This window comes from Oleiagrimonas sp. C23AA (assembly GCF_011759385.1).
Classification (GTDB): Bacteria; Pseudomonadota; Gammaproteobacteria; order Xanthomonadales; family Rhodanobacteraceae; genus Oleiagrimonas.
The window spans coordinates 33,134-58,944 of record NZ_JAARLY010000010.1; the positions used below are offsets into that span (position 1 = coordinate 33,134).

Consider the following 25,811-nt stretch of genomic DNA (forward strand, 5'->3'; position numbering starts at 1 on the left):
GGAGCCACCATGGCTGTCGATATCAAGAACCTCAACCATAATGAACTGAACGACCTCATCAACCAGGCCCGCGTGCGCCAGGAAGAGCTGCAGAAGGAAAAGCTCAACGAGGTCCGCGAAAAGGTCCTGAACATCATCAAGGATGAAGGTTTTACCTTCGAAGACGTGTTCGGTAACCGTGCCCCGGGCCGCAAGACGCGTCGCACCGGCACCGTGGCACCGAAGTTCCAGAACCCGGCCGATCCGTCGCAGACCTGGTCCGGCCGCGGCAAGCGTCCGCGCTGGTTCAACGACGCGCTGGCCTCGGGCAAGAGCGAAGACGATCTGCGCATCCCGTCGTAATCGCTCGGCGGCTCAAGCTTTAAGAAAAAGCCGGCTTTTGAAGCCGGCTTTTTTGTGGGCGGTGACCGCGCATCTAAAGTGATCGACGCGGCGCCACCAGAAGATCGCCGAACAAAAGCCCCGCCACCAGCGCTACCAATAGCGTGACCAGCAAAATAGCGGTATGGGTGCCTGTACCCAGGTTGTTTTCGGCCAGATAGGAAAAGGTGCGAAACCCCACGCTGCCCGGCACCAGCAAAATGATGCCCGGCTCACGTACCAGCGCGCCTGGTCGGTGAGTAATGCGCGCATAGACATTGCTGGCCGCGGCCAGAACCAGCCCACCGGCAAACACGCCAAAGGCCGGGCCAAAGGTATGACCGATCAGCGTCGCGACCACGTAGCCAGTCATGGCGCTGAGCGCCACCAGCACCCAGTCGCGACGCGCGGCCAGGAACACCATGGCAAAGCCGGCACCGGCTACCGGCAAGGTGGGCCACTGCACCCAGGCCGGGACCGCCGGAGCCTGCACACTGGGGGTGGCCACGCCAAACCAGCCCAGGATCTGGACCACCGCGACCACGCCGAAGATCAGCTTCAGCAAGCTGGCCAGCGCACCGAAAAGGCGCGACACACCCGAGGCCAGATGCTGCGCGGACAGTTCGCGTACGGCAGTGGTCAGCATCATGCCCGGCACCAGCACGATCATCGATGCCAACACCACCAGGTTCACATTGAGCGGCACTACCCAGGCACTGGTCAGCGAGGCGATCAGCGTGGCAACCATCGCCGAACCGGCCTCGGTGGCCGGTGCCATGCGGGGGCGTGAACCGGCCAGCAATACGATGGCCCCGATCACCAGCCCGATCAGACCGGCCATGAACACATCTGGCCAGGCGGCATTGATCAGGACGGCGAAGGTGCCTGCCGACAGCCCATAACCGAGCACCATGCTGCGTCGGGTAAAGCGGTCCAGTGGCTTGGGCAGAGCCCGCAACTGACGCGCTCCCTCTTCGATGCCGATGCGCCCACCGATCACGCCATCGGCAATGGCATCGGCTTCGCACAGGCGCGCCAGGTTTACGTCACCCGGGGCCAGGCGAATCACCTGCGTCACCTGCGCCACGCTGTCATCGCCCTGCGCCTGGTCGGCGAAGGACAGGATGATGGCAGTGGGGCTGGACCAGACCTCGGCGCGCATGCCCAGGCGCTGCGCTGCGCTGGACACGGCGTCCTCCAGACGCGGCGCAGCGGTGCCGAACTGATGCAACCGGCGCGCCAACTCGATCACGAAGACAATGCGTGTGTTGAGAGCCGCAGTGGCTGCCAGCGGCAATGGCTCGATATTCATGCGCGCGCACGCGCCTTCGCGGGGTGACACCGCGCAGTAGTGCGAGCCAATTCAGGGCGGAGGAAACACCAAGGCATGATGGGTCATACGTTAAGCGATGGCGCATTATCGGCAAAGCAGCGCCAACAAAAAGCGAAAAGTTTTCATGCCATGCCGTGCACATGGGGCATGCCAGCATCAAGAACGTCACCGCATGGATCATTGGCTGCGTCGATCACCGCCATTGGCACATTCGAATGGACGCCGCACGCAGCGCCAAGCACAGTGAGCCATCGTTGCGAATCATTCTCATCTGACCTCATGACCGCGCTTATCGCCAGCTTCTCGCACCACCTGCCGGGCCGACACCATCGACCACGCCTGCCGGCCGCGCTGCGCCGGCTGATCGGCCCCGGTCTGCTGGTGGCCGTGGGCTATGTCGATCCCGGCAACTGGGCCACCGACATTGCCGCCGGCTCGCGCTTTGGCTATGTGCTGGTCGGCACGGTGATCATCGCCAGCCTGCTGGGCATGCTGTTCCAGGGCCTGTGCGCGCGCCTGGCCATTGCCACCGGCAAGGACCTGGCACGACTGACCCACGAACACCTGCCGCACGGGCTGGCCATCGCCGCCTGGCTGGCGGGGGAGCTGGCCATCGTGGCCACGGCACTGGCCGAACTGATTGGCGGCGCGCTGGCCCTGCACCTGCTGTTTGACCTGCCGCTGCTGGGCGGCATGCTGGTGACCGCCGGCGGCACGCTGGCGGTCATGGCGCTGTCGTCACGTCATCAGCAACTGCACGAACGGGTGGTCGGCCTGCTGCTGGCGCTGGTCTCGGTCAGCTTCCTGTGGCTGCTGATCCGGGCGCAGCCGCCGCTCGCCGGCATGCTGCACGGCGCCGCGCGCGGTCTGGAAGTAGTGACCCATCCGGGCATGCTGGCGGTGGCCTTGGGCATTGTCGGCGCCACGGTGATGCCGCACAACCTGTACCTGCATTCGGGACTGGTGGCCGAACGCATGACCGATGTCGATACACGCCAGCGCCGTTACGCGATGCGCCTGTCGATCAGCGATTCGCGCGCGGCGCTGGCGGTGGCCATGGTGGTGAACCTGTCCATGCTGCTGGTGGCGGCCGCCTCGTTCGGCCACCTGCAAGTGCCCGTGCAAAGCCTTGCCGGCGCCTATCAGGCGCTGGGTTCGGAGCTGGGCATCAGCGCCGCCATCATCTTTGCCGTGGCGCTGTACGCCGCCGGGCAAAGCTCGGCCATCACCAGCGTCATGGCCGGACAAACCATCAGCGCCGGTTTCGATCGCGGCCCGCGCACCTTGCTGCTGCGCGGCGTGCTGAGCCGCCTGGGCGGCGTGCTGGCGGGATTCGCGCTGATCACTTTGCTGCCCAACGCCAATGCCGACACGTTGCTGGTATTGAGCCAGTGCATTCTGGGGCTGGCCCTGCCGTTCGCGCTGGTGCCGCTGCTGATGCTGTGCGCACGCCGCCAGTTGATGGGACGCTTTGCCCTTGGCCGCCTGCACCTGGCCATCGCCATACTGGCCACCGCGCTGGTGGTGGGCCTGGACGTCTATCTACTGGCCACGTTCAACATCGGCTGAGGCCCGGCGCTTAGCCACCAGCAGGGCGTCAGATATGGCGCTCGGGAAGCACCAGGGTGACGCGCAAGCCGCCCTCGTCGCGATTGGCCAGCGCCAGCCGGCCACCATGCGCCTCGACAATCTCACGGGCCAGGGCCAGACCCAGCCCGGTGCCGGAACGCTTGGTGGAATAGAAGGGCAACAGCGCCTGCGCCAGCACCGTCTCGCTCATGCCCGGTCCGCCGTCGAGCACATCCACGCGCCATTCGCGCAGCCCGCGCTGGATGTTCAACGCCACCGCCTCGGGCGGGCTGCCCGACTCGTGCGCGTTCTTGATCAGATTGATCAACACCTGTTCGATCTGCCCGGCATCGAAATGCCCCTGCTCGGCGGGCACCTCCGAGACCAGCGTGAACTGGCAATGCCGCGCCAACGCCTCGACAAAGCGCTGCCAGTCCACCGGCTCGGGCCGCGGCGACGGCAGCTTGGCCACATTGGCATAGCCGGAAATGAAGTTGTGCAGATGCTTCACACGCTCGCTGATGGTGCCAAATACGCCGGACAGCCGATCCAGCTCGCCGCGGCGGGCCAGTTCGGCACCGGAATGCGCCATCGACGAGATGGGAGCCAGCGAGTTGTTGAGCTCGTGACTGATGACACGGATCACGCGCTTCCAGGTGGTCACTTCCTGCCGCGCCAGTTCGCGCGTCATGCGCCGGAACAGGTACAAGCGATGCGGCCTGCCCTGCAGGCGGAATCCACGCTGCGAAACGTGGAAGGTCTCTTCCATGCCTTCATTGTCGATGCTGAAAAGCGTGTCCTCGCCGGCACTGATGACCATGCGCATGGCCTCGGGCATGGCGTCGAGCACCTGCGCGAAGGCCATGCCGGCCAGACTGCGCCCCTCGTTGAGCAGGTGGCGTGCGGCGATATTGGCGTAGGCCACGCGCTCGGAGCGATCGACCAGGACCAGCGCCACCGGCGTGTTCTGCACCACCGTGTCCAGCAGCAACTCACGCTGCACCAAGTGCTGGCGCTGCTCGCGCAGGGTGTGCCCCAACTGGTTGTGCATGCGTACCAGATCGCCCAGCTCGTCGTGGCGCCGCGTGGCGATGGAAAAGCTGAAATCGCCATCGCGATAACTGGCCACGCCGCCTTCCAGCGCGCGCAACAGCGTGGCCAACGGTCGCATGGCGCGAAAACCCAGCATCATCGACAGCGGCACTACCAGCGCCATGGTCACCAGTGCGGCACCAAGCGGATGCTGCAGCCAGCCCACGCCACTGGCATCGCCTCCCAGTGAAACAATCAGCGCGCGCAAGATGGAGGGTATCGGCCATACCGAAACGGCCAGGAACACCAGCATGCCGCCGGTCGCGGTCAGGCCCATCCAGAGCGCCATGCGCCCCTGCAACGAAGTCAGTCGCATGTCATGGGCAATCGTGAGGATGGGCTGCGTGCCGCGCGCAATGGGCGACATGCTTGTCGCCCACAGGGGCGGAGACAGGCACCACTGCCGCATGCCAGTACGGGCGCGTGGATGACTGCGATGGCGCCGGCAACTGGAACAACGCCGGTATGGCACGCGAGCGAGCTGACACCGACGCGGCGCCATCACCATGGGTCGAAAGATCGCTGGCATGAGGCGCCGCTGCTGCGGCCTGACGCAGCAGCGACTCCAGCCCCGGCGGGGCCAGCCAGTTACGGCAGGAATAGGCCGCCGCAAGCGCGGGCGTCAGCGCCAGCACAGCGGCGCCGACGCCGACTGCGTGTCGAATAGCCCGTGTCATCATCTTGCCAACCCTTCTATCTGCGTTACCGATAGCGCTTCATCCTAGCGCGATCCCGGCGCCAATGAACGCTGCCGCGCATCATCGTGTGATCGGATCAGCACTGCGGCTGATGCGGATTCTCGGCGCAGCTTTGCGGTGTGGCATTGGCATGCTGCGGCGGCATCATGCGACCCAGCGCCGCCGGATCGGTCTGCCGCTGGCGCGCCCGGTCGCGCGTGCTGTCCTTGAACTTGAAACGCGGCGACTGGGCTTCCTCGCCCTCAGTAGCCTGGCCGTCAGCACGCTCGGCCGAGTGGGCGCCCTGATCCAGCAGCGATGACAGCGAGGGCTGGGGCGTTGCAGTAGACGACGCGGCCACCGGCGGCTTGGCCCTGCTGGCGCACGCCATGGTCAGTGCTAAGGCGGTCAGCATCGTGATCATCCAGAAACGTGACATAAGCGACTCCTCCCGGCACCCCCTCGGCGCCCCTGCCCACTTTACGCCTGTGTGGGGATGCCGTAACGCTCCATGCGTCGATACAGGGCCTGACGCGACAGCCCCAGTTGCTGGGCGGCGCGAGAAACCACGCCCCCGGCGCGATCCAGCGCACCCTCGACAGCCTCGCGCGAGGGCTCGTCCAGATTGCGCGCACCTTGATGGCGCGGTGCCGGCAAATTGAGGTGGGCAGCCTCGATCGCACCGTCGCCGGCCAGCAGACGCGCACGCTCGATGGCGTTTTTCAGCTCGCGCACATTGCCTGGCCAATCATGGCCAACCAACGCATCGCGCGCCTCGTCCGACAAGGTGCCGCGATCGCCCAGAAAATGCTCGGCCAGCACCGGCACATCGTCCATGCGCTCGGCCAGCGGCGGCAGATTCACCTCGATTACATTGAGGCGGTAATACAAATCCTCGCGGAAGCTGCCTTCGGCAATCATCGCCTTGAGGTCGGCATTGGTGGCGCTGATCACGCGCACATTGGCGCGCCGCGTGCGGCCCGAGCCCAGGCGCTCGAACTGCCCGGTTTCCAGCACACGCAGCAACTTCACCTGGCCGGACAACGGCAAATTGCCGATCTCGTCCAGGAACAGCGTACCGCCATCGGCCAGCTCGAACCGCCCTTCGCGCGCTTTGTTGGCGCCGGTGTAGGCACCAGCGTCGGCACCAAACAGCTCGGCCTCGATCAGCTCACCCGGCAAGGCGCCGCAATTGACTGCCACAAATGGCCCGCGGCGCACCGCCGAATTCTTGTGCACGATGGCGGCAATGCGCTCCTTGCCCGCCCCGTTGGGGCCGGTAATCAGCACCGGCACATCCGAACGCGCCACCTGACCGGCCAGCTCCACCGTGCGCGCCATGGCGTCGGAGGCGAACACCAATCCATCCAGATCGAAATTGGCCTCCAGCTTCTCGCGCAGGCGGCGCCGATCGGTGCGGTGGCGCGACACCTCGCGACTGGATTCGGCCAGCTCCAGCAGATTCTCCACCGTGGCCAGCAGTTTGGCGTCGTCCCACGGCTTGGCCAGGTAATCGGCGGCGCCCGCCTTGACCAGCTCCACCGCCGTTTCCAGATGCGTCCAGGCCGTCAGCAAAATCACTGGCAGGTCCGGATGGCGCTCGCGGATGGCCCGGAACAGCTGCACGCCCTCCTCGCCCGAGGTGGTGTCGGCCGAGAAGTTCATGTCCTGGATCACCACGTCGATGTGTCCGCGTGCCAGTGTGGCCAGACCCTCCTCGGCCGAAAGCGCCGTCACGGGACGAATCTCGTGCAACGACAGCAGCAGCGACAAGGCCTCACCCACGGCCGGGTTGTCATCGATGATCAGTACGGTTCGCATCGGTTTTCTGCACATGCATGCATGGACGCGTCCATGCGGAAAAAGGTTGAAAGACTCATAAGGCGGGCATCCGCCCCTCTGATGTCCTTGATCCTGAAAATAACCCTACTGCACGCGGACAAGCCTCGGCCCGTGCCGAGAGAGGGGGTACAAAGATCGATAAACCCTTGCCGCACGACTTCACCCCTCCCCCAACCCTCCCCTGCAAGCAGGGGAGGGAGACACCACCGACACAGCCCCGCATGCCCTTGGCTTCTCCCCCTGCTCGCAGGGGGAGGTTGGGAGGGGGTAAACCCTTGCCATACCTCCCTTCCCCCGCGCGCCTGGCGGTCATTCGAGCCGCCCGCTGCATCACATCGCCCGTGTGGCCACCACGGGTGGCACCCGCGAAGCGCGAATGGCCGGTGCCAGCGCCGCCAGTTGCCCGAGCACCAGCAACACCGCCGCCCCTACCGGAAGATAAGTCCACGGCATGCGCGGCACCTCGTAATGCTGCATCAGCCAAAGGTTGAGCCCCTCCGCCGCGACCACACCCAAGACCAGGCCAGCGCCGACCACCAGCAGGTTTTCCAGCTGAATTTCGCGGCGAATCTGCGCCACCCGCGCGCCCAAGGCGCGGCGCACGCCAATGGTGTGCGTGCGCTGCTGCACCCAATACCCGGTCATGCCCATGATGCCGGCCAGTGAAATCAGCAATACCACCACACTCAATCCACTCAGCAACCACACCGCCGAACGATACGGCGCCTGCGCCTGCGCGCGGATCTGCGCGTAGGGCGCCACCCCCATGCGCGTGAACAACCGCCCTGCCAGCACACCTTCGACGTGCTCGCGTACCTTTTTAAGCAAGCTGGAGTCGTGACCTTCGGTACGTATGGCGAACCCGGTCACCGGCCAATGCCTGGGCAAATCCGGGAAAAACATGGCGCAATCGTTACCCGAATCGGACTGATCGAGATCGTTGCGGGCCAGATTCGCCACCACCCCAACCACAGTGCGTCCCTGCGGCACCTGTTTGCTGTCGATGACGATATGTCCGCCCACGGCTGTCCCCGTGGGAAACAAGCGCCGTGCCAGCGCCCGATTGATAATCACCGGGCCAGCCGAATGAAAGCCCATGCCGCCACCCACCAGACTGTGCTCTTCCGGCAGAAAATCGCGGCCGGCCACTATCCGGAGGCGCAGCGTGCGCATCACGTGATCGCCCAGATAGAGTGCCGCGTTCGCCTTTGTCGTATGGCCGGGTCGGTTTACATCGGCATTGGCGCTGGTAAGCGAGACCATCGGCAACATCGGCATGGTCGATACCAGGCGCGCCCCGGGGATGGCCTTCAACGAAGCCTCCACGGCCTGCGTTTCCGCGTAGGAAAACGGCTTGCCGCGCGCCACGATGTTGTAAGCCAGCAGCAAATGTGACGGGTCCCCGATGCCATCACTGGTCATCAACGGCGTCAGTTGGCGGGCAAGCAAAAAAGCGATATTGCACGCCATGGCACTTGCTACCGCCACCTGCAAAAGCACCAGCAAGGGCAGCATCGGACGGCGTGCCAATGGCTTTACCAGTTGTCGCATCGCCATCCCTCTCACGTCCGCTTGATCTGTAAAGCTGGTGAAAGCAGGCACATACGCCAGGCGGGCATGATGCCTACGGTGACACCCACCAGCGCGGCCATGCCCAGAAGCCACGCAAAGGTCGCCGGATGCATATGAGCCCTATCGGCGTACCCCACCGGCTGCATGCGCACGATCCACAAGCCCAGCCAAGTCAGCGGCCACCCCAACAGGCCGGCGATCAGCCCCAGGCCTAGCGACTCGATCACATGCTGCGCAAAAATGCTTTGTCGAGGCGCCCCCAAAGCCCGCCGCACGCCGATATCACCCTGGCGTCTGAGAAACCGTGCCGCCAGCAGGCCAGCCACATTGATCATGCACAGCGCCAACAAGCCAAAGGCGATCAAGGTGTTCATGCCCACCTGCGGCGGCACCACGTTATTGAGTTTGGTCCAACGGGACGCTCGATACAGGCGCCCTGGTGTCTTGTTGTCATACCGACCATCGTGTTGATGGTCGATCACAAAAGCACGCCACCAACGCGCGTACCTGTCCCGTGCGCTGACATCCGGCACACGGGCCCACACGTTCAGCCACACGCAATGGGCAAGCATGGTGCTGCCGAATGTCTTGCGTGACGTGCCGCCTGCGCAGATGCCCGAATCGGTTGGCCCGATACCTGCGGCAAGCGCCGCCGTGACCGGAAGGTAGAAATGCTGGGCGACTCCCGTGATGTCGTTATTGCGGGCCACATCGAGAAACTGGATACGCGGCGTGCGCGGTGCGCTGACGCCGATCACCCGAAAGCCATGGCCACCGATGGTTACGGTACGCCCCAGAACATCGGCCTGCCCAAACAGCTGGCGCGCCAGCCAGACGTCGATCACCATCACCGGAGCCGCCGATGCCTCCTCGGCGGCGGTCCATCCGCGACCAAGGCGCATAGGCAGGCCCAATAGCGCCAGTGGGCGCCCGTAAGCGATCAGTCCCCGCTCACTGACACCACCACGCTGATCGTCACTCGTGCTCAGCGTCACCTGCGCTTGCGCAACAGCCGCGGCAACGCGAACCGGCGCCTTGTCCACTACCTCGCGGGCATCATCAAGGCCGAGCAGGGAGGGCTTGGAGCGGTTGCTACTCGAACACGTCGGGTCCGCGCAGGCATCCACACTGGCGATATACAAATGCTCGCTAACGCCGGGCAGCGGTTCGCCCGAGAGCGCGCGCGATACCGTCAGCGCGGTCATGCAGGCAGCAATGCCCACGGCCATGGTGAGCACGATCAGCCCGGTGATCCACGGCCCCTTGATGGCGCGCTGCCAGGCGAGCGACAGGTAGTAGGTCAGCATCCTTTCCTCCATCCCTTCCTTGCAGCGCCCTTATACGGCCCGCGTGGCCACCACCGGCGGTACCCGCGAGGCACGTAATGCCGGGCCAAGCACGGCAAGCTGCCCGAACAGCAGCATCAGCAATACGCCCAGCCCCCACGCCAACCACGAAGGTTTGGCCAGTTCGAAGTGCGTTTGCAGCCATACCGATACCAGCAACCCCAACACGACGCCGATCACGGCACCGGCGCCGACCACGGCCAGATTTTCAAACTGATATTGGCGCAAGATGTCCCCGCGTCGTGCTCCCAATGCGCGGCGCACGCCGATGTCGCGGATGCGCTTTTGCACCCAGAAGCCGCTGAGCCCGGTAATGCCGAGAATCACCACCACCCCGACCATCAGCAACACCACGGCCAGCAACAAGGCGGCCACCTTGTTGCCATGCAAGGTGTGCTCGCGAAGGTCTTCGTAACGCATCACCTTGATGCTTCCCGGCTTGTCTATGCCCAAGGCTGATTCCAGTACGCCGGGCAGCTGTTTGGCCACCGCGTCTCGCCGCTGTGGCGTAGCGCGCACAATCATCGCGACTTGGGGAAAGTCATCCAGTTGATAGGGCAGGATGACCGCGTTATAGGTCTTGTGCGTGCCATGCCCCACCACTGCACCACGCAAGGTATTGCTGACCACGCCCACCACGCGTAGTGCGGGCGCATTGGGATCTTTCTTCGGCAACAGCCAGATGCGCTTGCCCACCGCACTTTGGTGCGCAAACAGTTGCCTGGCCAGTGACTGGGTCAGCATCACCGCGCGGGTATCAGAGAAGACCTTGTCCAGTCCGCCGCGCACCAGTTGATCGGGCGAAAACTGGCTGCCGGCCAGCAGTCGAAGACCCAGCGCATTGGCAACATCATCACCAGCAAAGCCGTCAGCGTCGGCTTCGATATGGCTCCCTACCACCGTGGGCAGAAGATGCATCCACAAACCCGAGGCCATCATCGGCAAGCCCGCGCCGACGCTGACGGCCTGCACACCGGGGATGGACTTCACGGCATGCTCGGCGGTCTTTACATCGCTCGCCTTCCACAGGCTGCGTGAAGCAAGGTCCGCGCTGATGCTCTTGGTCATCAATATCTGCCCTGGGGGTACGCCACTGTCAGCCAACACGGGCGCCAGCTGCTGGCGCAACAAAGTGCCCACATTGACCAGCACCACCAGTGCGAATATCACCTGCGCCATCACCAGCAGTGGCATGAAACCGTTGCGACGCAGTGTTTTGAGCATGATTGAACCGGCCATCGCACCCACCCCTAATTCTGCTTCACTTGCAGCGCGGGCGGCACCATCGCCGCGCGCCAGGCCGGATAGACGCCCACCGCCAAACCGGTGATCAAGGTCGCCAGACACAAGGCCAGAAAGGTTCCGATATCAAAACGAACCAGGTCGCCATACGCCAGTTGCTGCATGCGTAGCAGATCCATGCCGCCCAGAATCAGTGGCCATGCCAGCGCACCGCCCAATACGGCCAGCGCCCCCGATTCCACCAGGTGCTGCGCAAAGACATCGCGCTGCGATGCCCCCAGCGCGCGCCGAATACCCAGCTCCGAGCCGCGGCGCATGAAGCGTGCAGCCAGCACACCGGCGGCGTTGAAAAGGCACAGCGCCAGAAACGAAAGTGCCACCCATACATAAGCTCGCATGCTATCGGGCACAGCCCGCTGCAAGCGCAGCCAGCCGTCCACGTTCAGCAGCTTCACTGCGCGCGGCAAAGACGTGTCGTTGCTAGCCACCGGCAGATGAGCGCCGATATCCTTGGCCACCGCACGCAGGCGCTGCCGTTGCGCTGGCGACAGGTCATACGCCCACAAGGAAGCGGCCGAGCAGCTGTGCCAGTCGCGGTTGGTCAGCGAAACACTGGGGCACGAGGTGGAACTTGAATACAGGCTCAAGCCACTGGCCACCGACATCGGCATGATCACCTGTGCCGGATCACGGTCGTACACCGCGTCAAGCTGCGCGTAGAAGCGAAGCGACGGCGCCCATGGCGCGTGCACGCCCACCACACGTACCAATTTGCCGCCTACCTTGATCTGCTGTCCCAGCGCCGACGTCGAACCGAACAGCCGCTGCGCCAAGCGTTGCGATATCACCGCCACCGGTGTCGCCGAGGCATCATCCTGCGCCGACCACCAGCGGCCACGTATCAGCGGGATATCGAACACCTCGCCAACGTTTGAGGTCGTCGCCAGGATATCCACATTGGATAGCGACGGCGTATCCGTGTCCGCCAGTCCAACGCCACCATTGGCGGGAATCACCGCCGCCATCCGCACGCCCGAAAGCTGACCCAACGCACGTTGCGCCATATCCACGCTCAAGGTGGCATCCGTTCGATTGGATGCCTCACCGTGCCGGGGCAACAGCACCGTGGTCAGCACGCCACTGCGCCCCGGCAGGGGATCGGCGGCCAACGCATGAAACACCGTCAATACGGTCATGCACGCGGCCAACCCCAAGGCCATCACCACCACCGCCATCGCACTGCTGCGTGGGTGGCGCTTAACGCCCTGCCAGGCCAGATTGACGCTATAGCCGAACATCCCAACTCCCGCAGCAAAAAATAAGCACAACATCCGCTAGACCGCCCGCGTGGCCACCACCGGCGGCACGCGCGAGGCGCGCAGCGCCGGGTGGAATACCGATAACTGGCCCAGCGCCCATAGCGCCAGTGCCCCGATGGGCAGGTAAATCCACGGCAGGCGGTGAATTTCGTAGCGGTGCATCAGATAGATGTTCAGCGCGTAGGCCAGCAGCAATCCGAACACCACGCCGACACCGACAATCAACGCGTTCTCGGTGTGGAAGTAAGCCAGGATGTCGCGCTGACGCGCGCCCACGGCGCGGCGGATACCGATGGCACGGGTGCGCTGCCCCACCCAGAAATTGGCCAGCCCGCCAATGCCCAGCGCGGTGACGAACAGCAGGCCGATGGCAGCGGCCATCAGCAGCCCGATCATGGTGGTATCGCGCTGGAAGTAGCGCGCACGGATCTGCGCATAGGTTTGCCCGCGATAGGCATCGGCCAGTGCATCAGGGTGACGTTTTCGTAGCAGTGCAGTAGCGGCTTTGAGTACGCGCGCCTGATCGAGCGCATTGCTTCGGATGGCCAGAAAAACCTCGGGATCATCCGGCTCGGAGGGCAACAGCATGCCCAGATCGACATCGGCCGGATTGCTGAGTCGTCCACGCTGCAAATGCGCGGCCACGCCGCCAACGCGCACCGCCTTGCCGCTGGCGAGGCCACCTTCGTAGTACAGCGGCTGGCCGACGGCCGATTTACCGGGATAAAGGTGATCGGCCAGCGCCTGCGAGATAATCACCGTCGCCACCGGGCCGGTTTGATAGCCGGGCTTGCCGGGTACGAAATCCGACATCTGAAGTGCGCGTCCCTGCACCATCTTCAGCCCCAGCGTGCGCACGATGTGCTCGCTGCCGGCATACAGCGCTGGCTGCGCACAACCGGGCACCCGGCGACTATGGCTGGCGATCAGCGCTTGTGCGGCCTTCAGGCTGCCACACACGGTGGCCGAGCTTTCACTGCCATCGAGCGGAAACTCGTCGATCAGCGAGGCCGACTGCACGCCGGCAATACCACGCACGGCGTTGACGTCGGCCAGATAGCCGTCCAAAGGAAAGCTCCCCGGATGCAACGGCGCCAGCATGATGCCCGAGAGGCCGGCCTCAGTCAGTCCGCTTGGCACATCCACCCGCTGCATGCGTTGCACGATAAGAAACGCCGCATTGCAGACCACGGCGCAGGTTACCGCCACCTGCAGGGCCAACAGCCAGGCGGTGAGCTTGTGCTTGCGCAGGCTGGCGATCATCGGAGGTAGTCGCATGGTCATCGCCTCACAAGGCCTTTAGTTGCAACGCGGGGGCCACCCGGGCAGCACGCCAGGCTGGCAACACACCGGCACATAGACTGGCGACCACGGCAGCCGCGATCGTCAGGCCGAGCATGCCCACGTCCATCTGTGCCAGATGCGCGTAATCGTCCGGGCGCTGGCGCACACTCCACAGACCCAGCTCTGCCAGCAGCAAGCCCAACGCACCGCCCAGCACGCCCACCGCCGCCGATTCGATACAGAACTGCGCAAAGATGTCGCGCCGCCGTGCGCCCAGCGCACGGCGCACGCTGATCTCCCCCGCTCGGCGCAGAAATTTGGCCAGCAGCAAGGCCACGATATTGACCAGGCACACCAGCAAAAACGCCATGGCCAATCCAGCCTGCATGCTCACATCACCCGGCACGATATGCCGCGCCGCCAGCCAGCCCATCAGGCTGTAAAGCCGGGCAGCCTTTTCCGGTGAACGCTCGAAGCGACCGGCCGCCTTTTGCTGCGCCGCGTAGTTGTGCAGGAAACGCCGATAAGCGGCCACCTGCACCGGGGTATCCAGCTGCACCCAGAACTGCAGCCAGCTCATGGTGGCGCTTTTGGGACCGATGCCATCCTTGCCCCAACCGCTTTGATTACCGCTGACGCGAAGGCCAAGGCTGACTGCCGTGGACAGCGGCACGAAGTAGTCATCCGCGCCCTTGTAGCGCTGGGCCGAATCATCCACGTAGAACATGGGTCGCGGCGCCCAGTCGCGCACCACGCCGACCACGCGATAATCGTGACTATCCAGATGCAGACTGCGCCCGACCACCTGGTTCGAGCCGAAGACACGCCGGGCCAGGCCTTGACTGATCACCACCACCTGCGCCGCCGAACTGCCGTCAGCAGACGACCACGAAGCGCCATCGACAAAGTGCAGCCCGAACATGGCAAAAAAGCCCCGAGTGGTCATGCGCCCCTGAGCCCGGAACGGACGGCGGTTACCACCGGGCATCACCAACGCACGGGTACCGGCCATGGCGGCCTGCTGTGCACCCTTGCCGGCCTGCAATAGCGCCATGGCGTCGGGCCAAGTGAGATTGATGGAAGGGTCGGGCCCAAGGCCGTTGTTGGTGTAGCTGCGCGGCAAGGGGTTGAGGTATGGCCGAAACAGCTGCGCGCTCCGCCCCGGCAAGGGATCGGCATCCATCACGTGCAACACGGTGAGCATGGTCATGCTGGCGCCGATACCCAGCCCGATGGCCAACACCATCAGACCGCTCATCACCGGATGCCGACGCAGGCTGCGCCAGGCCAGTTGCAGGTAATACCTCAACACTCGTGACCCTCCTTGATGTCGTCCTCTGCCTTACGGGAGAGATTGAGAGGCCGTAAGCGGTGCCGCCCGCCTTTACCCCTCCCCAGCCCTCCCCTGCAAGCAAGGGAGGGAGTGATACTCAACTGCCTCGCGTGGCCACCACCGGCGGTACGCGCGAAGCGCGCCAGGCAGGGCCGAGCACCGACAGCTGTCCGAGCACGCACAGCAACACCGCGCCCACCGGTAGATAACCCAGCGAGAGGCGCGGCAATTCGTAGTGCTTCATCAGCCACAGGTTCAACAGCACCGCGCCAGCTGCGCCAAGCAGGGCCCCCACACTAACGATCAGCAGGTTCTCCGCGTGGAAATAACCCAGAATGTCGCGCTGTCTGGCACCTACCGCACGACGAATGCCGATCTGCCGCGTGCGCTGCTGTACCCAGAAACTGGAAAGACCCACCACTCCCAGTGCGGAGACCGCCAGCAAGCAGGCCACCACCGCCACCAGTAGCCAAATGACCGAACGATCGTCATGGAAATACGCTTGCACGATATCGGTATAGGCACGCGCCTTGACCATGCGTGCCGGATCGATGGCCAGTAGCGCCTTGCGCGCGGCGGCGATCACCCGGCCACGCTGCGCGGGATCGGTGCGCAGCACATAACGACCACCCTCCACCGAGGCAACTGGCAGAAGGAAATTGCGCTCCGATCCATGGGCAGGATCGATCGAGGCGTTGAGCAGGTGATCGACCACACCGATAACCTGCACCGGGTATTTGCCACCCTGGCCAAGGTATAAGCGCTGGCCCAGCGGATTCTTTCCCGGCCACAAGGACTCGGCGAAAGCCTTGGGCACAATGGCCACCGACGGCGGGGCATCGCCCTTGAACATGTTGTAATCGACGAACTCATCGGGCCGAAAGCCGCGACCGGAGGCCAGCTTCAGGCCCAGTGTCTTCATCACGCCAGGTGTAGCGACGTAGCTGATGACGTTATTCACCGTAGACGACTTGTCTCCCGGCGCGCGCCACAGGCTTGTGGCCCAGAAACCATTCGACAGCGGCAAGGTATTGACCACACTGGCCGAAGTGACGCCGGCGATACCACGCAGGGCGGCCAGGTCGCTGGCCTGCGTGCCCCGGTGGCTGGTGCCTATGTCCAGGTCGCTGGCCGTTACCACCACCAGCGAGCGGTTATCCAGCCCGGTGTCATAGCGCATGGTGCTCAGGGTGTGTCCGATCACGAACACCGCATTGGTCACAATGGCGCAGGCCAGTGCAATCTCCAGGATCACCAGCGCCACGGTGGTCTTGTGATGCTTGAGAGCGGAAACAACCGGTGGCAACGACATATCAGCTCCTCACTGCAACTTGAGCGCACGGGCCGGCTGCAATTGGCAGGCGCGCCAGGCAGGAAACACCGCGGCCAGGACCGCAGCCACCACAGCGGCACAGATCGTGGCGATCAACATGGTCAGATCAAGATGCGCCGCACTCGCGTAGGCCACCGGTTGCTGTCGCACCATCCACAACCCGCCCCAGGCCAGCGCCAGACCCGCCGCACCTCCACCGCCTCCCAACAGCGCGGCTTCGGCCAGCAATTGTGCAAACACCGATCCGCGCGTGGCTCCCATCGCGCGACGCACGCCCAGTTCGCCGGAACGGCGCAGGAAACGCACCAGCAGCAAAGCCATCGTATTGACCAGACAGACCAGCAAGAACCCAAGCGCCAGCAGCGTCTGCATCTGCACCGCGCCGGGAATCACATGGTTGTAGGCCAGCCAGCCCATCAGGTCGTGCAGGCCGACATTCGGCGGCCGCTGGTAGCGACCGGTCTCCTTCTGCGAGCGTGAATAATTGACCAGGTACTGCCGGTAGGCCACGACCTGAGCGGGCGTATCCAGGCGCACCCAGTATTGAAGCCAGACACATGGGGCCTGGCGCATATCCTGACTGAAGTCGAACCGGCCCCAGCACTCCAGTGCACCGGACCAACCCTGCTTGAGCGCAATCGCCGTCTGCAGGGGCAGGAAAACGCCGGCCGCGTCGGCATAGGCTCCCTGATTGATATCGTAAAAATGCGGCGTCGGATTCCAGTCGCCGATCACACCGACAATCCGGTAGGCGTTCCTGCCCAGATGCAGCAGCTTGCCCACGGCGCGGTCGGCTCCGTACAGCTTGTCGGCCAGCTTCCGGTCGATCACGGCGACCTGGGCCTGATTCTGGTCGTCTGCGGCTGTCCACCCACTTCCGTGCAGGAAGGGCACATGAAACATGCCGAAGAAGTCTGCAGTGGCAAAGCGCGCCTGCGCCGAAAAGGCATGACTGGCACCACTGGTGGGAATAACCGTCACCTGGCCACTGGCCATGGCCGCCTGTTGCACGCCCTTGTGCTCGCGAAGCAGATTCATGGCATCAGGCCAGCTCATCTGGGAAGGCGGCTTGACGTCCTCGGCGTCGCCCTCCATGCCGCGTGGATCAAGCTGCGGCACATATAGATGAGCACTGGCCTGAGGCAGCGGATCGGCACTCATCACATGCAGCACGGTGAGCATCGTCATGCTGGCGCCGATACCCAGGCCGACAGCCAGCATCATCAGCACACTCAACATTCGGCTTGAACGCAGGCTGCGCCAGGCCAGTTGCAGGTAATACCTCAACATGCGTCGCCCTCCTTGACGCCTTCCTCTGCGTTCAGGGGGAGTTTTTCAGGGGGTATGCGCCTGCCATATGCCTTAACCCCTCCCCGCCCCTCCCCTGCAAGCGGGGGAGGGAGATGTCCCACGGCGCCTCGCGGTTGCGTATGGATGGCCATCATGCGTTCGGTATCGCCACGGCCAGTGACGCGCGCAAGAGGGACAGCGCAGAGTCCCGCGCGATTGGCACCCATGGACCACGCTGGCACCAAAGCACGCGCTCCAGGTCGCCACTCCGGTGTGGTTGAACGCCTCCCCCCGCTTGCGGGGGCAGGCTGGGCGGGGGTGAAATACGCGCCACAAGCCTTCACCGCCCCCCGCCCCTCCCCTGCAAGCAGGGGAGGAAGATGTCCCACGGCGCCTGGCGCTTGCGTACGGATGACCATCACACGCTCCTTGTTGCCACCACCGGCGGCACGCGCGAGGCGCGCAGTGCCGGCCCCAACACCGCCAGTTGGCCAAGCAACGCCAGCGCGATGGCGCCCACTGGCAAATAGAACCAGGGCATGCGTGGTACGTCGTAATGCATGGTCAACCAGAGGTTGATGCCGTAAGCCGCAGCCATGCCCAGCACGATGCCGCCGCAACTGAGCAACAGGTTCTCGGTCTGGAAGTAGCGCAGAATGTCGATGGCCCGAGCGCCCAATGCGCGTCGCACGCCAATCTGCCGGCGGCGCTGGCTGACCCAGAAGCTGCTCAGGCCAATGATGCCAACCGCCGTTACCGCCAGCATGATCGCGGCCACCAGCACCAGCATGGCAATCATGTTGCGCGCATCGTCGAAATAGCCGGCCCGCACTTTGGCGTAGGTTTTGGCACTGATGACCGCCTGCGGCTGCAGGCGCTGCAAGGTCGCCATGGCTTCCCGCATCACCCGCGCCTGCTCGTTGGGACGGCTGCGAATCAGATAGGTGTCGAACTCGCTGTTGGGTGCGCCGGGAAACACGATGGTGTGATAACGCGTGTTCGGACCGAGGCCGGACAGGCTTGGCGCGGCCAGATCGGCCAGCACGCCCACCACGGTGTAGTGCGTGTGCCCCAGGCTGTAAATCGTCTTGCCCAGCGCCGACTGGCCCGGCCATAGCGTTTGCGCGAAAGACTGACTGATCAGCACGACCGACGCCTGGGATTGATAATCGCTGCGTATACCCGCGCCGATGTAGTCCTCATCGCGAAACAGACGTCCGGCCACCAGCCTTACACCCAGAGTATCCAGTGCACCGCGACCGGCGATATAGACGGCCGTACTCGATGCCTTCTGGCGCATGTCGGTACTGTCGAACGGCGTGGTGCCGGTGGCCGTCACCCACATGCTGTTGGACAGCGGCACGCCGGTGATCATACCGGCGGACCTGACACCGCCGATGCCGTGCAGCGCCGCGAGATTTCGCGGGATATCCGCCGCCGCCCGGTCGCCATCGTTGCCGTTGACGGTGACCAGGCTCAAACCCGGTTCTTCAATGCCACTGTTGACGCCAAGGTCGGACCAGCGGGTCGCGATCATCGACACCGCGTTGCACAGCACGGCGCAAGCCAGCGCAATTTCCAGCACCAGCAAGAACACCGGCAGGCGATGTTTGCGCAGGCTGGCCAGAATGGGACGAATGTTCATCAGGGCACTCCCTCAACCGGCCTTCAACTGCGGCGCCGGCGCCACCACGCACGCACGCCACGCCGGCAACAGCCCCGCCAGCAACGCCGCCGAGACGGCCACCACGAACGTGAACGCGAACATCAAAGGGTCCAGATGCGCCAAGCTGGCATAGGACACCGGCTGATGACGCACGCCCCACAGTCCGATCTCCGCCAGCACCAGGCCCAGCACCCCGCCACTCAGGCCGACGATGGCCGACTCGACCATGAACTGCGCGAAGATGGCCGCGCGACTGGCACCCAGCGCACGACGCGTACCAATTTCGCGACTGCGCCGCAGACATTTGGCCAGCAACAGGCCAATGGTGTTGACGATGCAGATCAACAAGAAGCCCAGCGCCATGCCGGTTTGCACGCGTACGTCATCGGGTACTGCCTGGCGATCATCCAGCCACTGGCGCATCGACATCAGCCGCGCATCCGGCCGATGCAATCGGCCCATGGCGATCTGTTGCTTGACGTAGCTATGCAGCATGGCGCGATAGTCACGCTGCTGGGCAGACGAGGTCAGGCGCACCCAAAGCGTAAGCCACATGCACGGCGCCACACGCGGCTTGCTGAAATCGCCGCTGTCATAGCAGTTCATGGTGCTGGAATGCAGTCCATCATCGAGCGCGGCTTCCAGTGGCATGTACAACATGTCGCCCGCGCCATAGCCGCGTCCGCGCAAGGTCAAATCGTAAAAGCGCGGCTGTGGATCCCAGGGTGCCAGTACGCCGACGATGCGGTAGTCGTGTCCGGCCACGCGCAATGATTTGCCAACGCTGTTGGTGCCGCCAAACAGTTTGCGGTTGAGCGCGTCGGCAATCACCATCACGCGCTCGCGGCTGTCGTCCTGTGCCTGGCTCCAGCCACCTCCGTACTCGAACGGCGTATCGAAGGTGCCGAAAAAGCCATGCGTGGTCATCACCGTATCGGCGAAAAACGGATGCTCGCCATTTGCATGCGGCAGCAGCTTGGCGCGCGACGTGGTCAGCGTCACTTGTTGCGTAGCGCGGCTGGCATGCATCAACCCCATCGCATCGGCATAGCTCAGGTTTGGCGGTGGCTGGGTCTGGCCCGCCACGTAGCGATCCATGGGCCACGGGTCGACCTCTGGGTGAAACAGCTGCCCCTGACGGCTGGGCACCGGATCGCCGGAAAGCACACGCATCACCGTCAGCGTGGTCATGCTCGCGCCAATGCCCACCGCCAGCGTCAACACCATAAGTGCAGTGAGCACGCGATGCTGTCTCAAGCTGAGCAAGGCCAGTTGCAGGTAGTACTTCAACATGTCTCACCTTCCCGATATCCCCCCGCCGGCAAGAGAGAGAGGTCCATGCGCACTCCTCGTGCTTTCATCTTCGCCGTCATCACACGCTCCTTGTTGCCACCACCGGCGGCACGCGCGAGGCACGCAACGCAGGGCCCAACACCGCCAGCTGACCAATCAACCACAGCGCGAGGGCACCGATGGGCAGGTAGGTCCACGGCAGGTGGGGCAACTCGTAGTGCTGCATCAGGAACAGGTTGATGCCCCACGCCAGCACCATGCCCAGCGCGATGCCGATGCTGGCGAGCAGGAAATTCTCGGTCTGGAAGTAGCGCAGGATGTGTGCCCGGGTGGCACCCAGAGCCCGGCGCACGCCGATGGTGCGCCGACGCTGCGCGACCCAGAAGCTGGCCAGCCCGATAATGCCCAGCGCGGTGACGGTGAGCAGCGCCACGATCACGCCGAGAAGGGTCGCCGTCATGGCCCGATCATTGCGGAAGAAATCGGCACGCAACTGATCCAGTGTTTTCTTGGCCAGCACGATACGATTGGGATCCAGTTGCCGCAGCACCTTGCCGGCCGCGGCCATCACGCGATCCCGATCCTTGGGGTCGGTACGCAACAGGTACCGATTGGCGTTGTCCGAACTCATGCGCATGGGAAACACCATCGACCAATGCGCGGCAGCGTCGCCCAGCGACAGCGACGGGCGAATCAGCGCCTTGACCACACCCACCACGCGCACGCCCACGCCGGCGAAATAGAACTGTTTGCCAAGGCCTGATTCACCTGGCCACAGCCGCTCGGCCAAGGCCTTGGTGATGATCACCGAGGGTGTGTGATTGCGCACCAGATCCAGGTTGTGCACCACCGCGTCGTAATCCAGATACTCATCGGCGCGGAAACGGCGCCCGGCGATCAGCTGCGCACCCAGGGTGTCGATCAGGTCTTCGCCCATGTATTGGGTGGCATTGACGGTGGCCAGCTTCTGCGTGGGCGTGAGGCGAATGCTGGTGTTGGACGAGCTGTTGGTAAACGGCACCTGGCTGGCCAGAGTGGCCTGTTTGACACCCGGTATGCGGCGCAAGGCATCAAGGTCGGCCTGCGTGCGCGCCTTGGCGTCGGGCTGGATACCGATATTGGCCACCTGCACCATCACCAGTTGATGCTCGGCCACGCCACTGGGAATGTGCATGCGCTCCAGCCGCTGGCTGATAAGGAACACCGCGTTGCACACGATGGCGCAGGTCAATGCCATTTCCACGATCAGCAACATGGCGGTGATCTTGTGCCGGCGCAGGGTCGAGAGAATCGGTCCGATGTCCATGTCACTGACTCTTCAGTTGCAGGGCGGGCGGCACCAGACAGGCGCGCCAGGCGGGCAGCAGGCCGGCCACCATCGTCGCGCCAATGGCAAGCGCAAAAGTGGCAAGCAACATGCTCAGGTCCAGATGTGCCAGGGCCGCGTAGTCGGAAGGCTGCATGCGCACAACCCACAAGCCCAGCAGCGACAGCAGCAAACCGCCCAGGCCGCCCACCAAACCGACGGCCCCGGCCTCCACCAGCAACTGCGCGAACAGCGATCGCCGCGACGCCCCCAGCGCCCGGCGCACCCCAAGCTCACCGGCGCGACGCAGAAACTTGGCCAGCATCAGGCCTACGGTATTGACCAGACACACCACCAGGAAGCCCATCGCCAGCCAAAACTGAAGGTGCACGTCCGATGGCACCACATGGTTGTGGTCCAGCCACTGCATGACGTTGCGAAGACGCACGTTCGGCTCGCGCTGGTAGACACCGAGCGACTTCTGGTGACGCGAGTAGTTGAGCAGGAACTGCTTGTAGGCAGCGGCCTTGGCGGGTGTATCCAGCTCCACCCAGAACTGCAGCCAGGTGCACAGCGCGGTCTTGGCGTCGATGTTGGCGCCATTGCCCCAGCAGTCGCGCGAGCCATTGGTGGGAAATTTCAGGTCGGTGGCGGTCAGCAGCGGAAGATACACGCCCTCGCTGTCCGCATAACCCCCGGTCATCAGATCGTAGAAATGCGGCGTCGGGCGCCAATCGTCGATCACGCCGACGATGCGAAACTCCTTGCCGCCGGTGCGAAGCATCTTGCCGGTGCTGTCGGCGCCACCGAACAACTTGTCGTTGATCCGGCGCGACAGCACCACCAGGCGTGCATCGTTGCTGTCATCCTCGCGGCTCCAGGCATGGCCGTACAGAAACGGCACATGGAACATGGCGAAGAATTCGCGCGTGGTGAACCGTGCGTCCTCGAAGAACGGATCGATCGACGCGTCCGGCGGCTGGATGGGCACCGCACCGCCGGTCATCAGCGCCTGCCGGTCGGCGCGCCCGGCCTTGAGCAGGTTCATGCCATCCATCCAGCTGACCTGCGCCGGCGGCTCCTGCCCGGGACGCACATCCTGGCTGTCACGCGGGTCAAGCTGCGGGTAGTACAGCGTCGCACTCTTGCCAGGCAGCGGGTCACCGGAAAGTACATGCATCACCGTCAGCGTGGTCATGGACGCGCCAATACCCAGCGCGATGGCCAGCACCATCAAGCCGGTCAGTATCTTGTGGCGCCGAAGGCTGCGCATCGCCAGATCAAGGTAATAGGCAAACATCGGTCAACTCCTGTCGCACACCATGCATGCCCGGCGTACCGCACCGGCCATGCGCATGATCGACGTGGTTGCGTGCGTTGCTTTCATCACGCGGCTCGCGTGGCCACCACTGGCGGCACGTGGGTGGCACGCAAGGCCGCCCCCAGCACCGACAACTGCCCCAGCACCCACAACACCAGTGCGCCCACCGGGAAGTAATAGAACGGCAATCGCGGCAGCTCGTAGCGTTGCATCAGCAGCAAGTTGATGCCGTAGGCCAGCGCCATTCCGAGCACGATGCCGGCGCTGGCAATCAGGAAATTCTCGGTCTGGAAATAGGTGAGAATGTCGCGGCGCGTGGCACCGATGGCACGGCGGATGCCAATCTGGTGGCGCCGCTGGGTCACCCAGAAGCTGGTCAGGCCGACGATGCCCAGCGCCGTCACACCCAACAGCAACACGCATACGCCCGCCAGCAGCCAGGCCATGGCGCGATCGGCGCTGTAGTACTTGGCCCGTGCCGCTTCCGTGGTACGCGCGTACTTGGGTGATACCAAGCGCAGCGGGCCATCCTTCTTGAGCACCGACAAGGCCTGCTTGATCACCTGCTGGCGCTGTGCCGGGTCGCGCACGCGCAACAGATAGGTTCCCTGCGGATACGGCGTATCGACCGGGAAGACCATCGCGTACTCGTACTCACCGGGGGCACCGAAATCACGCGGCTGCACCAGGCGCTTGACCACGCCGACAATGCGATTGGGGCCAAAGGCATACAGTGTCTTGCCCACCGCGCTTTGTCCCGGGAACAAGTGCTTGGCCAGCGCCTGGCTGATGATCACCGGCATCTGCGGCGGATTCTTGTCATTCAAGCTGGCGTCGGTGACCTGGTCATCCGGCCGGAAGCCTCTTCCGGCGACCACCTTCAAGCCGAGGGTGTCAATCAGGTTCACATCGGCCATGTACTGCGTGACCGCCGTGGACGGCGCGTTGCTGTCACTGCTCAAACTGACGCTACTGAAGGAAATGGAACTGCCGAACAGCGTCTGGTTGACCAGAGTGACGTGGCTGACGCCGGATATGCGCCGCAATGCGGCCAAGTCGGTATGGGTTTGCGCCAGGGTGGCCTCGGCCGAACGCCGCGCCACGTGGCCCACACGCACCTCGACCAGATGCGTTTCATCGGCACCCGTCGGCCGATGCATGCGCTCAAGCCGCGTGCTGATGACAAACAGTGCGTTACAGATCACCGCGCAGGAAAAGGCAATTTCCAGCGTGATGAGCAAGGCGGCAATGCGGTGGTGGCGCAGCGCGGCCAGGATGTGTCGAATGTGCATGGATAGTGTCCTTGGCGGCGCCGGTCAGTAAGCCTTCAATGCCCGTGCGGGCTGAATCTGCATGGCGCGCCAGGCAGGCAACAGCCCGGCCACCAGACTCGCCACCAGGGCCAGCAGCAGCGTCATCAGCAAGATGCCCAGATCCATGTGCACAAATGCCGCATATTCAGTCGGTTGCTGGCGAACCAAAGCAACACCGGCATAAGCCAGCACAAGGCCAAGAAGACCGCCGACCATGCCGATCACCAGCGACTCGATCAGGTACTGCATGAACACATCGCGTCGCGACGCACCCAGCGCGCGCCGCACGCCAATCTCGCCGCCACGGCGCAAAAACTTGGCAAGCAGCAAACCCACCGTGTTGAGCAGGCAGATCATCAGGAAGCCAAAGGCCAGCCACACCTGCATGCGCACATCGGCGGGCACCACGCCCTTGTAATCAAGCCACTGCATGACGTTTTGCAACCGCACCTGTGCTGGATGACGGAAACGTCCGGCCTGCTGCTGCAACGCCATGTAGTTGTGCAGGTAGCGCTGGTAGGCAGCCACCTTGGCCGGGCTGTCCAGTTCCACCCAGTACTGCAGCCAGATACACGGCGCATCCAGGTCGTGAGCGTCCTTGGCGTTGCCCCAACAATTCATCGTGCCGCTGGTGCCTAGATGCAGGTCCAGCGCGGTGGAAAGCGGCACGAATACCTGTTCGCTGTCGCCGTATTCGCCGTTGCTCAAATCGTAGAAGCGCGGATTCATGTCCCAGCTGCCGAGCACACCGACGATGCGCAGGCTGGCATCGCCGAATTGCAGGGTCTTGCCCACGCCACTCTGGTCGCCGAACAACAGATCGTTGAGCTGGCTCGAGATCACCGCGACCCGCGCATGAGCCGTATCCGCCTGCCCATTCCACGCCCGGCCGTAGCGCATGGGAACGTTGAACATGGGGAAGAAGTCCGCCGTGGTGTAGCGCGCCTGCGCGCGCATCGGCTCGCCCTGGGGCGTTATCAGCACGCCGCTGCCGGCCGACATCACCGCCTGATGATCGCCGCGTGCATCGCCAAGCAGGGCTGTCGCATCGCGCCGGGTCAGGTTATCCGGCGTCTTGTCCGTGGGCTGGAAGCGATCATCCGGGAATGTATTGATGCGCACACGAAAGAGCTTGCCGCTCTTGGCGGGAATCGGGTCGCCCGACAACACATGCAGCACGGTGAGCGTGGTCATGCTGGTGCCAATGCCCACGGCAATGGCCAGCACCATCAATACCGTCAGCGTCTTGTAGCGGCGTAAACTGCGCCAGGCCAGTTGCAGGTAGTAACTCAACATCCATCATCTCCATAGCGCCCCTGC

Annotated in this window: 20 protein-coding genes; 2 read left to right on the top strand and 18 right to left on the bottom strand. The window is 64.0% G+C overall.

Going from position 1 to position 25,811, the window contains the following annotated elements; all coding sequences use genetic code 11:
• Positions 1-9: 9 nt before the first annotated feature.
• Positions 10-342 carry an H-NS histone family protein gene (locus HBF24_RS15205; RefSeq protein ID WP_167174739.1) on the top strand — a complete coding sequence of 111 codons (333 nt, stop codon included), beginning with the start codon at positions 10-12 and terminating at the stop codon, positions 340-342.
• A gap of 73 nt (positions 343-415) precedes the next feature.
• Here the strand turns inward: HBF24_RS15205 and HBF24_RS15210 are convergent, their stop codons facing one another.
• The gene (locus HBF24_RS15210) at positions 416-1,672 is read right to left on the bottom strand and encodes a threonine/serine exporter family protein (RefSeq protein ID WP_167174742.1); all 1,257 of its coding nucleotides are present in this window, start codon (positions 1,670-1,672) and stop codon (positions 416-418) included.
• A gap of 300 nt (positions 1,673-1,972) precedes the next feature.
• Between HBF24_RS15210 and HBF24_RS15215 the strand changes: the two genes are divergently transcribed.
• Positions 1,973-3,262, top strand: a complete 1,290-nt coding sequence (locus HBF24_RS15215; RefSeq protein ID WP_167174745.1) for an Nramp family divalent metal transporter — start codon at positions 1,973-1,975, stop codon at positions 3,260-3,262.
• Positions 3,263-3,290: 28 nt separating this feature from the next.
• Here the strand turns inward: HBF24_RS15215 and HBF24_RS15220 are convergent, their stop codons facing one another.
• From HBF24_RS15220 to HBF24_RS15300, 17 genes are all read right to left on the bottom strand, one after another.
• Positions 3,291-4,670: an ATP-binding protein gene (locus HBF24_RS15220; RefSeq protein WP_167174748.1), complete on the bottom strand. Its 1,380-nt coding sequence runs from the start codon at positions 4,668-4,670 to the stop codon at positions 3,291-3,293.
• A gap of 458 nt (positions 4,671-5,128) precedes the next feature.
• Entirely contained in the window at positions 5,129-5,470 is a 342-nt protein-coding gene (locus HBF24_RS15225) for a hypothetical protein (protein ID WP_167174751.1), read from the bottom strand.
• A gap of 41 nt (positions 5,471-5,511) precedes the next feature.
• Complete coding sequence (locus tag HBF24_RS15230) at positions 5,512-6,852, bottom strand: sigma-54 dependent transcriptional regulator (RefSeq protein WP_167174754.1); 1,341 nt, start codon at positions 6,850-6,852, stop codon at positions 5,512-5,514.
• Between the two features lie 351 nt (positions 6,853-7,203).
• Positions 7,204-8,424 (bottom strand): FtsX-like permease family protein, encoded by a 1,221-nt coding sequence (locus HBF24_RS15235; RefSeq protein WP_167174757.1) that lies wholly within the window; start codon positions 8,422-8,424, stop codon positions 7,204-7,206.
• Between the two features lie 11 nt (positions 8,425-8,435).
• The gene (locus HBF24_RS15240) at positions 8,436-9,752 is read right to left on the bottom strand and encodes an ABC transporter permease (protein WP_167174760.1); all 1,317 of its coding nucleotides are present in this window, start codon (positions 9,750-9,752) and stop codon (positions 8,436-8,438) included.
• A gap of 30 nt (positions 9,753-9,782) precedes the next feature.
• Positions 9,783-11,015 (bottom strand): FtsX-like permease family protein, encoded by a 1,233-nt coding sequence (locus HBF24_RS15245; RefSeq protein ID WP_167174763.1) that lies wholly within the window; start codon positions 11,013-11,015, stop codon positions 9,783-9,785.
• A gap of 26 nt (positions 11,016-11,041) precedes the next feature.
• A complete protein-coding gene (locus HBF24_RS15250) occupies positions 11,042-12,331 on the bottom strand; it encodes an ABC transporter permease (RefSeq protein WP_167174766.1) in 1,290 nt (429 codons plus the stop codon).
• Between the two features lie 36 nt (positions 12,332-12,367).
• A complete protein-coding gene (locus HBF24_RS15255; protein WP_167174769.1) occupies positions 12,368-13,630 on the bottom strand; it encodes an FtsX-like permease family protein in 1,263 nt (420 codons plus the stop codon).
• Between the two features lie 10 nt (positions 13,631-13,640).
• Positions 13,641-14,948: an ABC transporter permease gene (locus HBF24_RS15260; protein WP_167174773.1), complete on the bottom strand. Its 1,308-nt coding sequence runs from the start codon at positions 14,946-14,948 to the stop codon at positions 13,641-13,643.
• A gap of 118 nt (positions 14,949-15,066) precedes the next feature.
• Complete coding sequence (locus HBF24_RS15265) at positions 15,067-16,281, bottom strand: FtsX-like permease family protein (RefSeq protein ID WP_240922615.1); 1,215 nt, start codon at positions 16,279-16,281, stop codon at positions 15,067-15,069.
• A gap of 9 nt (positions 16,282-16,290) precedes the next feature.
• Complete coding sequence (locus tag HBF24_RS15270) at positions 16,291-17,592, bottom strand: ABC transporter permease (protein ID WP_167174776.1); 1,302 nt, start codon at positions 17,590-17,592, stop codon at positions 16,291-16,293.
• 418 nt (positions 17,593-18,010) lie between these two features.
• A complete protein-coding gene (locus tag HBF24_RS15275) occupies positions 18,011-19,237 on the bottom strand; it encodes an FtsX-like permease family protein (protein WP_167174779.1) in 1,227 nt (408 codons plus the stop codon).
• A gap of 12 nt (positions 19,238-19,249) precedes the next feature.
• Positions 19,250-20,551, bottom strand: a complete 1,302-nt coding sequence (locus HBF24_RS15280) for an ABC transporter permease (protein ID WP_167174783.1) — start codon at positions 20,549-20,551, stop codon at positions 19,250-19,252.
• A gap of 79 nt (positions 20,552-20,630) precedes the next feature.
• A complete protein-coding gene (locus tag HBF24_RS15285; protein WP_167174786.1) occupies positions 20,631-21,857 on the bottom strand; it encodes an FtsX-like permease family protein in 1,227 nt (408 codons plus the stop codon).
• Position 21,858: 1 nt separating this feature from the next.
• Positions 21,859-23,157 carry an ABC transporter permease gene (locus tag HBF24_RS15290; RefSeq protein ID WP_167174789.1) on the bottom strand — a complete coding sequence of 433 codons (1,299 nt, stop codon included), beginning with the start codon at positions 23,155-23,157 and terminating at the stop codon, positions 21,859-21,861.
• Between the two features lie 86 nt (positions 23,158-23,243).
• Positions 23,244-24,470 (bottom strand): FtsX-like permease family protein, encoded by a 1,227-nt coding sequence (locus HBF24_RS15295; RefSeq protein WP_167174792.1) that lies wholly within the window; start codon positions 24,468-24,470, stop codon positions 23,244-23,246.
• 24 nt (positions 24,471-24,494) lie between these two features.
• Positions 24,495-25,787: an ABC transporter permease gene (locus HBF24_RS15300; RefSeq protein ID WP_167174795.1), complete on the bottom strand. Its 1,293-nt coding sequence runs from the start codon at positions 25,785-25,787 to the stop codon at positions 24,495-24,497.
• Positions 25,788-25,811 lie beyond the last annotated feature (24 nt).

Excerpts from the sequence above, each read along its gene's own strand:
- HBF24_RS15225 (WP_167174751.1), bottom strand. The coding sequence starts at position 5,470 with ATGTCACGTTTCTGGATGATCACGATGCTGACCGCCTTAGCACTGACC.
- HBF24_RS15220 (WP_167174748.1), bottom strand. The coding sequence starts at position 4,670 with ATGCGACTGACTTCGTTGCAGGGGCGCATGGCGCTCTGGATGGGCCTG.
- HBF24_RS15255 (WP_167174769.1), bottom strand. The coding sequence starts at position 13,630 with ATGCGACTACCTCCGATGATCGCCAGCCTGCGCAAGCACAAGCTCACC.
- HBF24_RS15235 (WP_167174757.1), bottom strand. The coding sequence starts at position 8,424 with ATGCGACAACTGGTAAAGCCATTGGCACGCCGTCCGATGCTGCCCTTG.
- HBF24_RS15295 (WP_167174792.1), bottom strand. The coding sequence starts at position 24,470 with ATGCACATTCGACACATCCTGGCCGCGCTGCGCCACCACCGCATTGCC.
- HBF24_RS15265 (WP_240922615.1), bottom strand. The coding sequence starts at position 16,281 with ATGTCGTTGCCACCGGTTGTTTCCGCTCTCAAGCATCACAAGACCACC.
- HBF24_RS15245 (WP_167174763.1), bottom strand. The coding sequence starts at position 11,015 with ATGCTCAAAACACTGCGTCGCAACGGTTTCATGCCACTGCTGGTGATG.
- HBF24_RS15270 (WP_167174776.1), bottom strand. The coding sequence starts at position 17,592 with ATGTTGAGGTATTACCTGCAACTGGCCTGGCGCAGCCTGCGTTCAAGC.
- HBF24_RS15230 (WP_167174754.1), bottom strand. The coding sequence starts at position 6,852 with ATGCGAACCGTACTGATCATCGATGACAACCCGGCCGTGGGTGAGGCC.
- HBF24_RS15250 (WP_167174766.1), bottom strand. The coding sequence starts at position 12,331 with ATGTTCGGCTATAGCGTCAATCTGGCCTGGCAGGGCGTTAAGCGCCAC.
- HBF24_RS15280 (WP_167174783.1), bottom strand. The coding sequence starts at position 20,551 with ATGTTGAAGTACTACCTGCAACTGGCCTTGCTCAGCTTGAGACAGCAT.
- HBF24_RS15215 (WP_167174745.1), top strand. The coding sequence starts at position 1,973 with ATGACCGCGCTTATCGCCAGCTTCTCGCACCACCTGCCGGGCCGACAC.
- HBF24_RS15290 (WP_167174789.1), bottom strand. The coding sequence starts at position 23,157 with ATGTTTGCCTATTACCTTGATCTGGCGATGCGCAGCCTTCGGCGCCAC.
- HBF24_RS15285 (WP_167174786.1), bottom strand. The coding sequence starts at position 21,857 with ATGGACATCGGACCGATTCTCTCGACCCTGCGCCGGCACAAGATCACC.
- HBF24_RS15275 (WP_167174779.1), bottom strand. The coding sequence starts at position 19,237 with ATGAACATTCGTCCCATTCTGGCCAGCCTGCGCAAACATCGCCTGCCG.
- HBF24_RS15205 (WP_167174739.1), top strand. The coding sequence starts at position 10 with ATGGCTGTCGATATCAAGAACCTCAACCATAATGAACTGAACGACCTC.
- HBF24_RS15210 (WP_167174742.1), bottom strand. The coding sequence starts at position 1,672 with ATGAATATCGAGCCATTGCCGCTGGCAGCCACTGCGGCTCTCAACACA.
- HBF24_RS15300 (WP_167174795.1), bottom strand. The coding sequence starts at position 25,787 with ATGTTGAGTTACTACCTGCAACTGGCCTGGCGCAGTTTACGCCGCTAC.
- HBF24_RS15240 (WP_167174760.1), bottom strand. The coding sequence starts at position 9,752 with ATGCTGACCTACTACCTGTCGCTCGCCTGGCAGCGCGCCATCAAGGGG.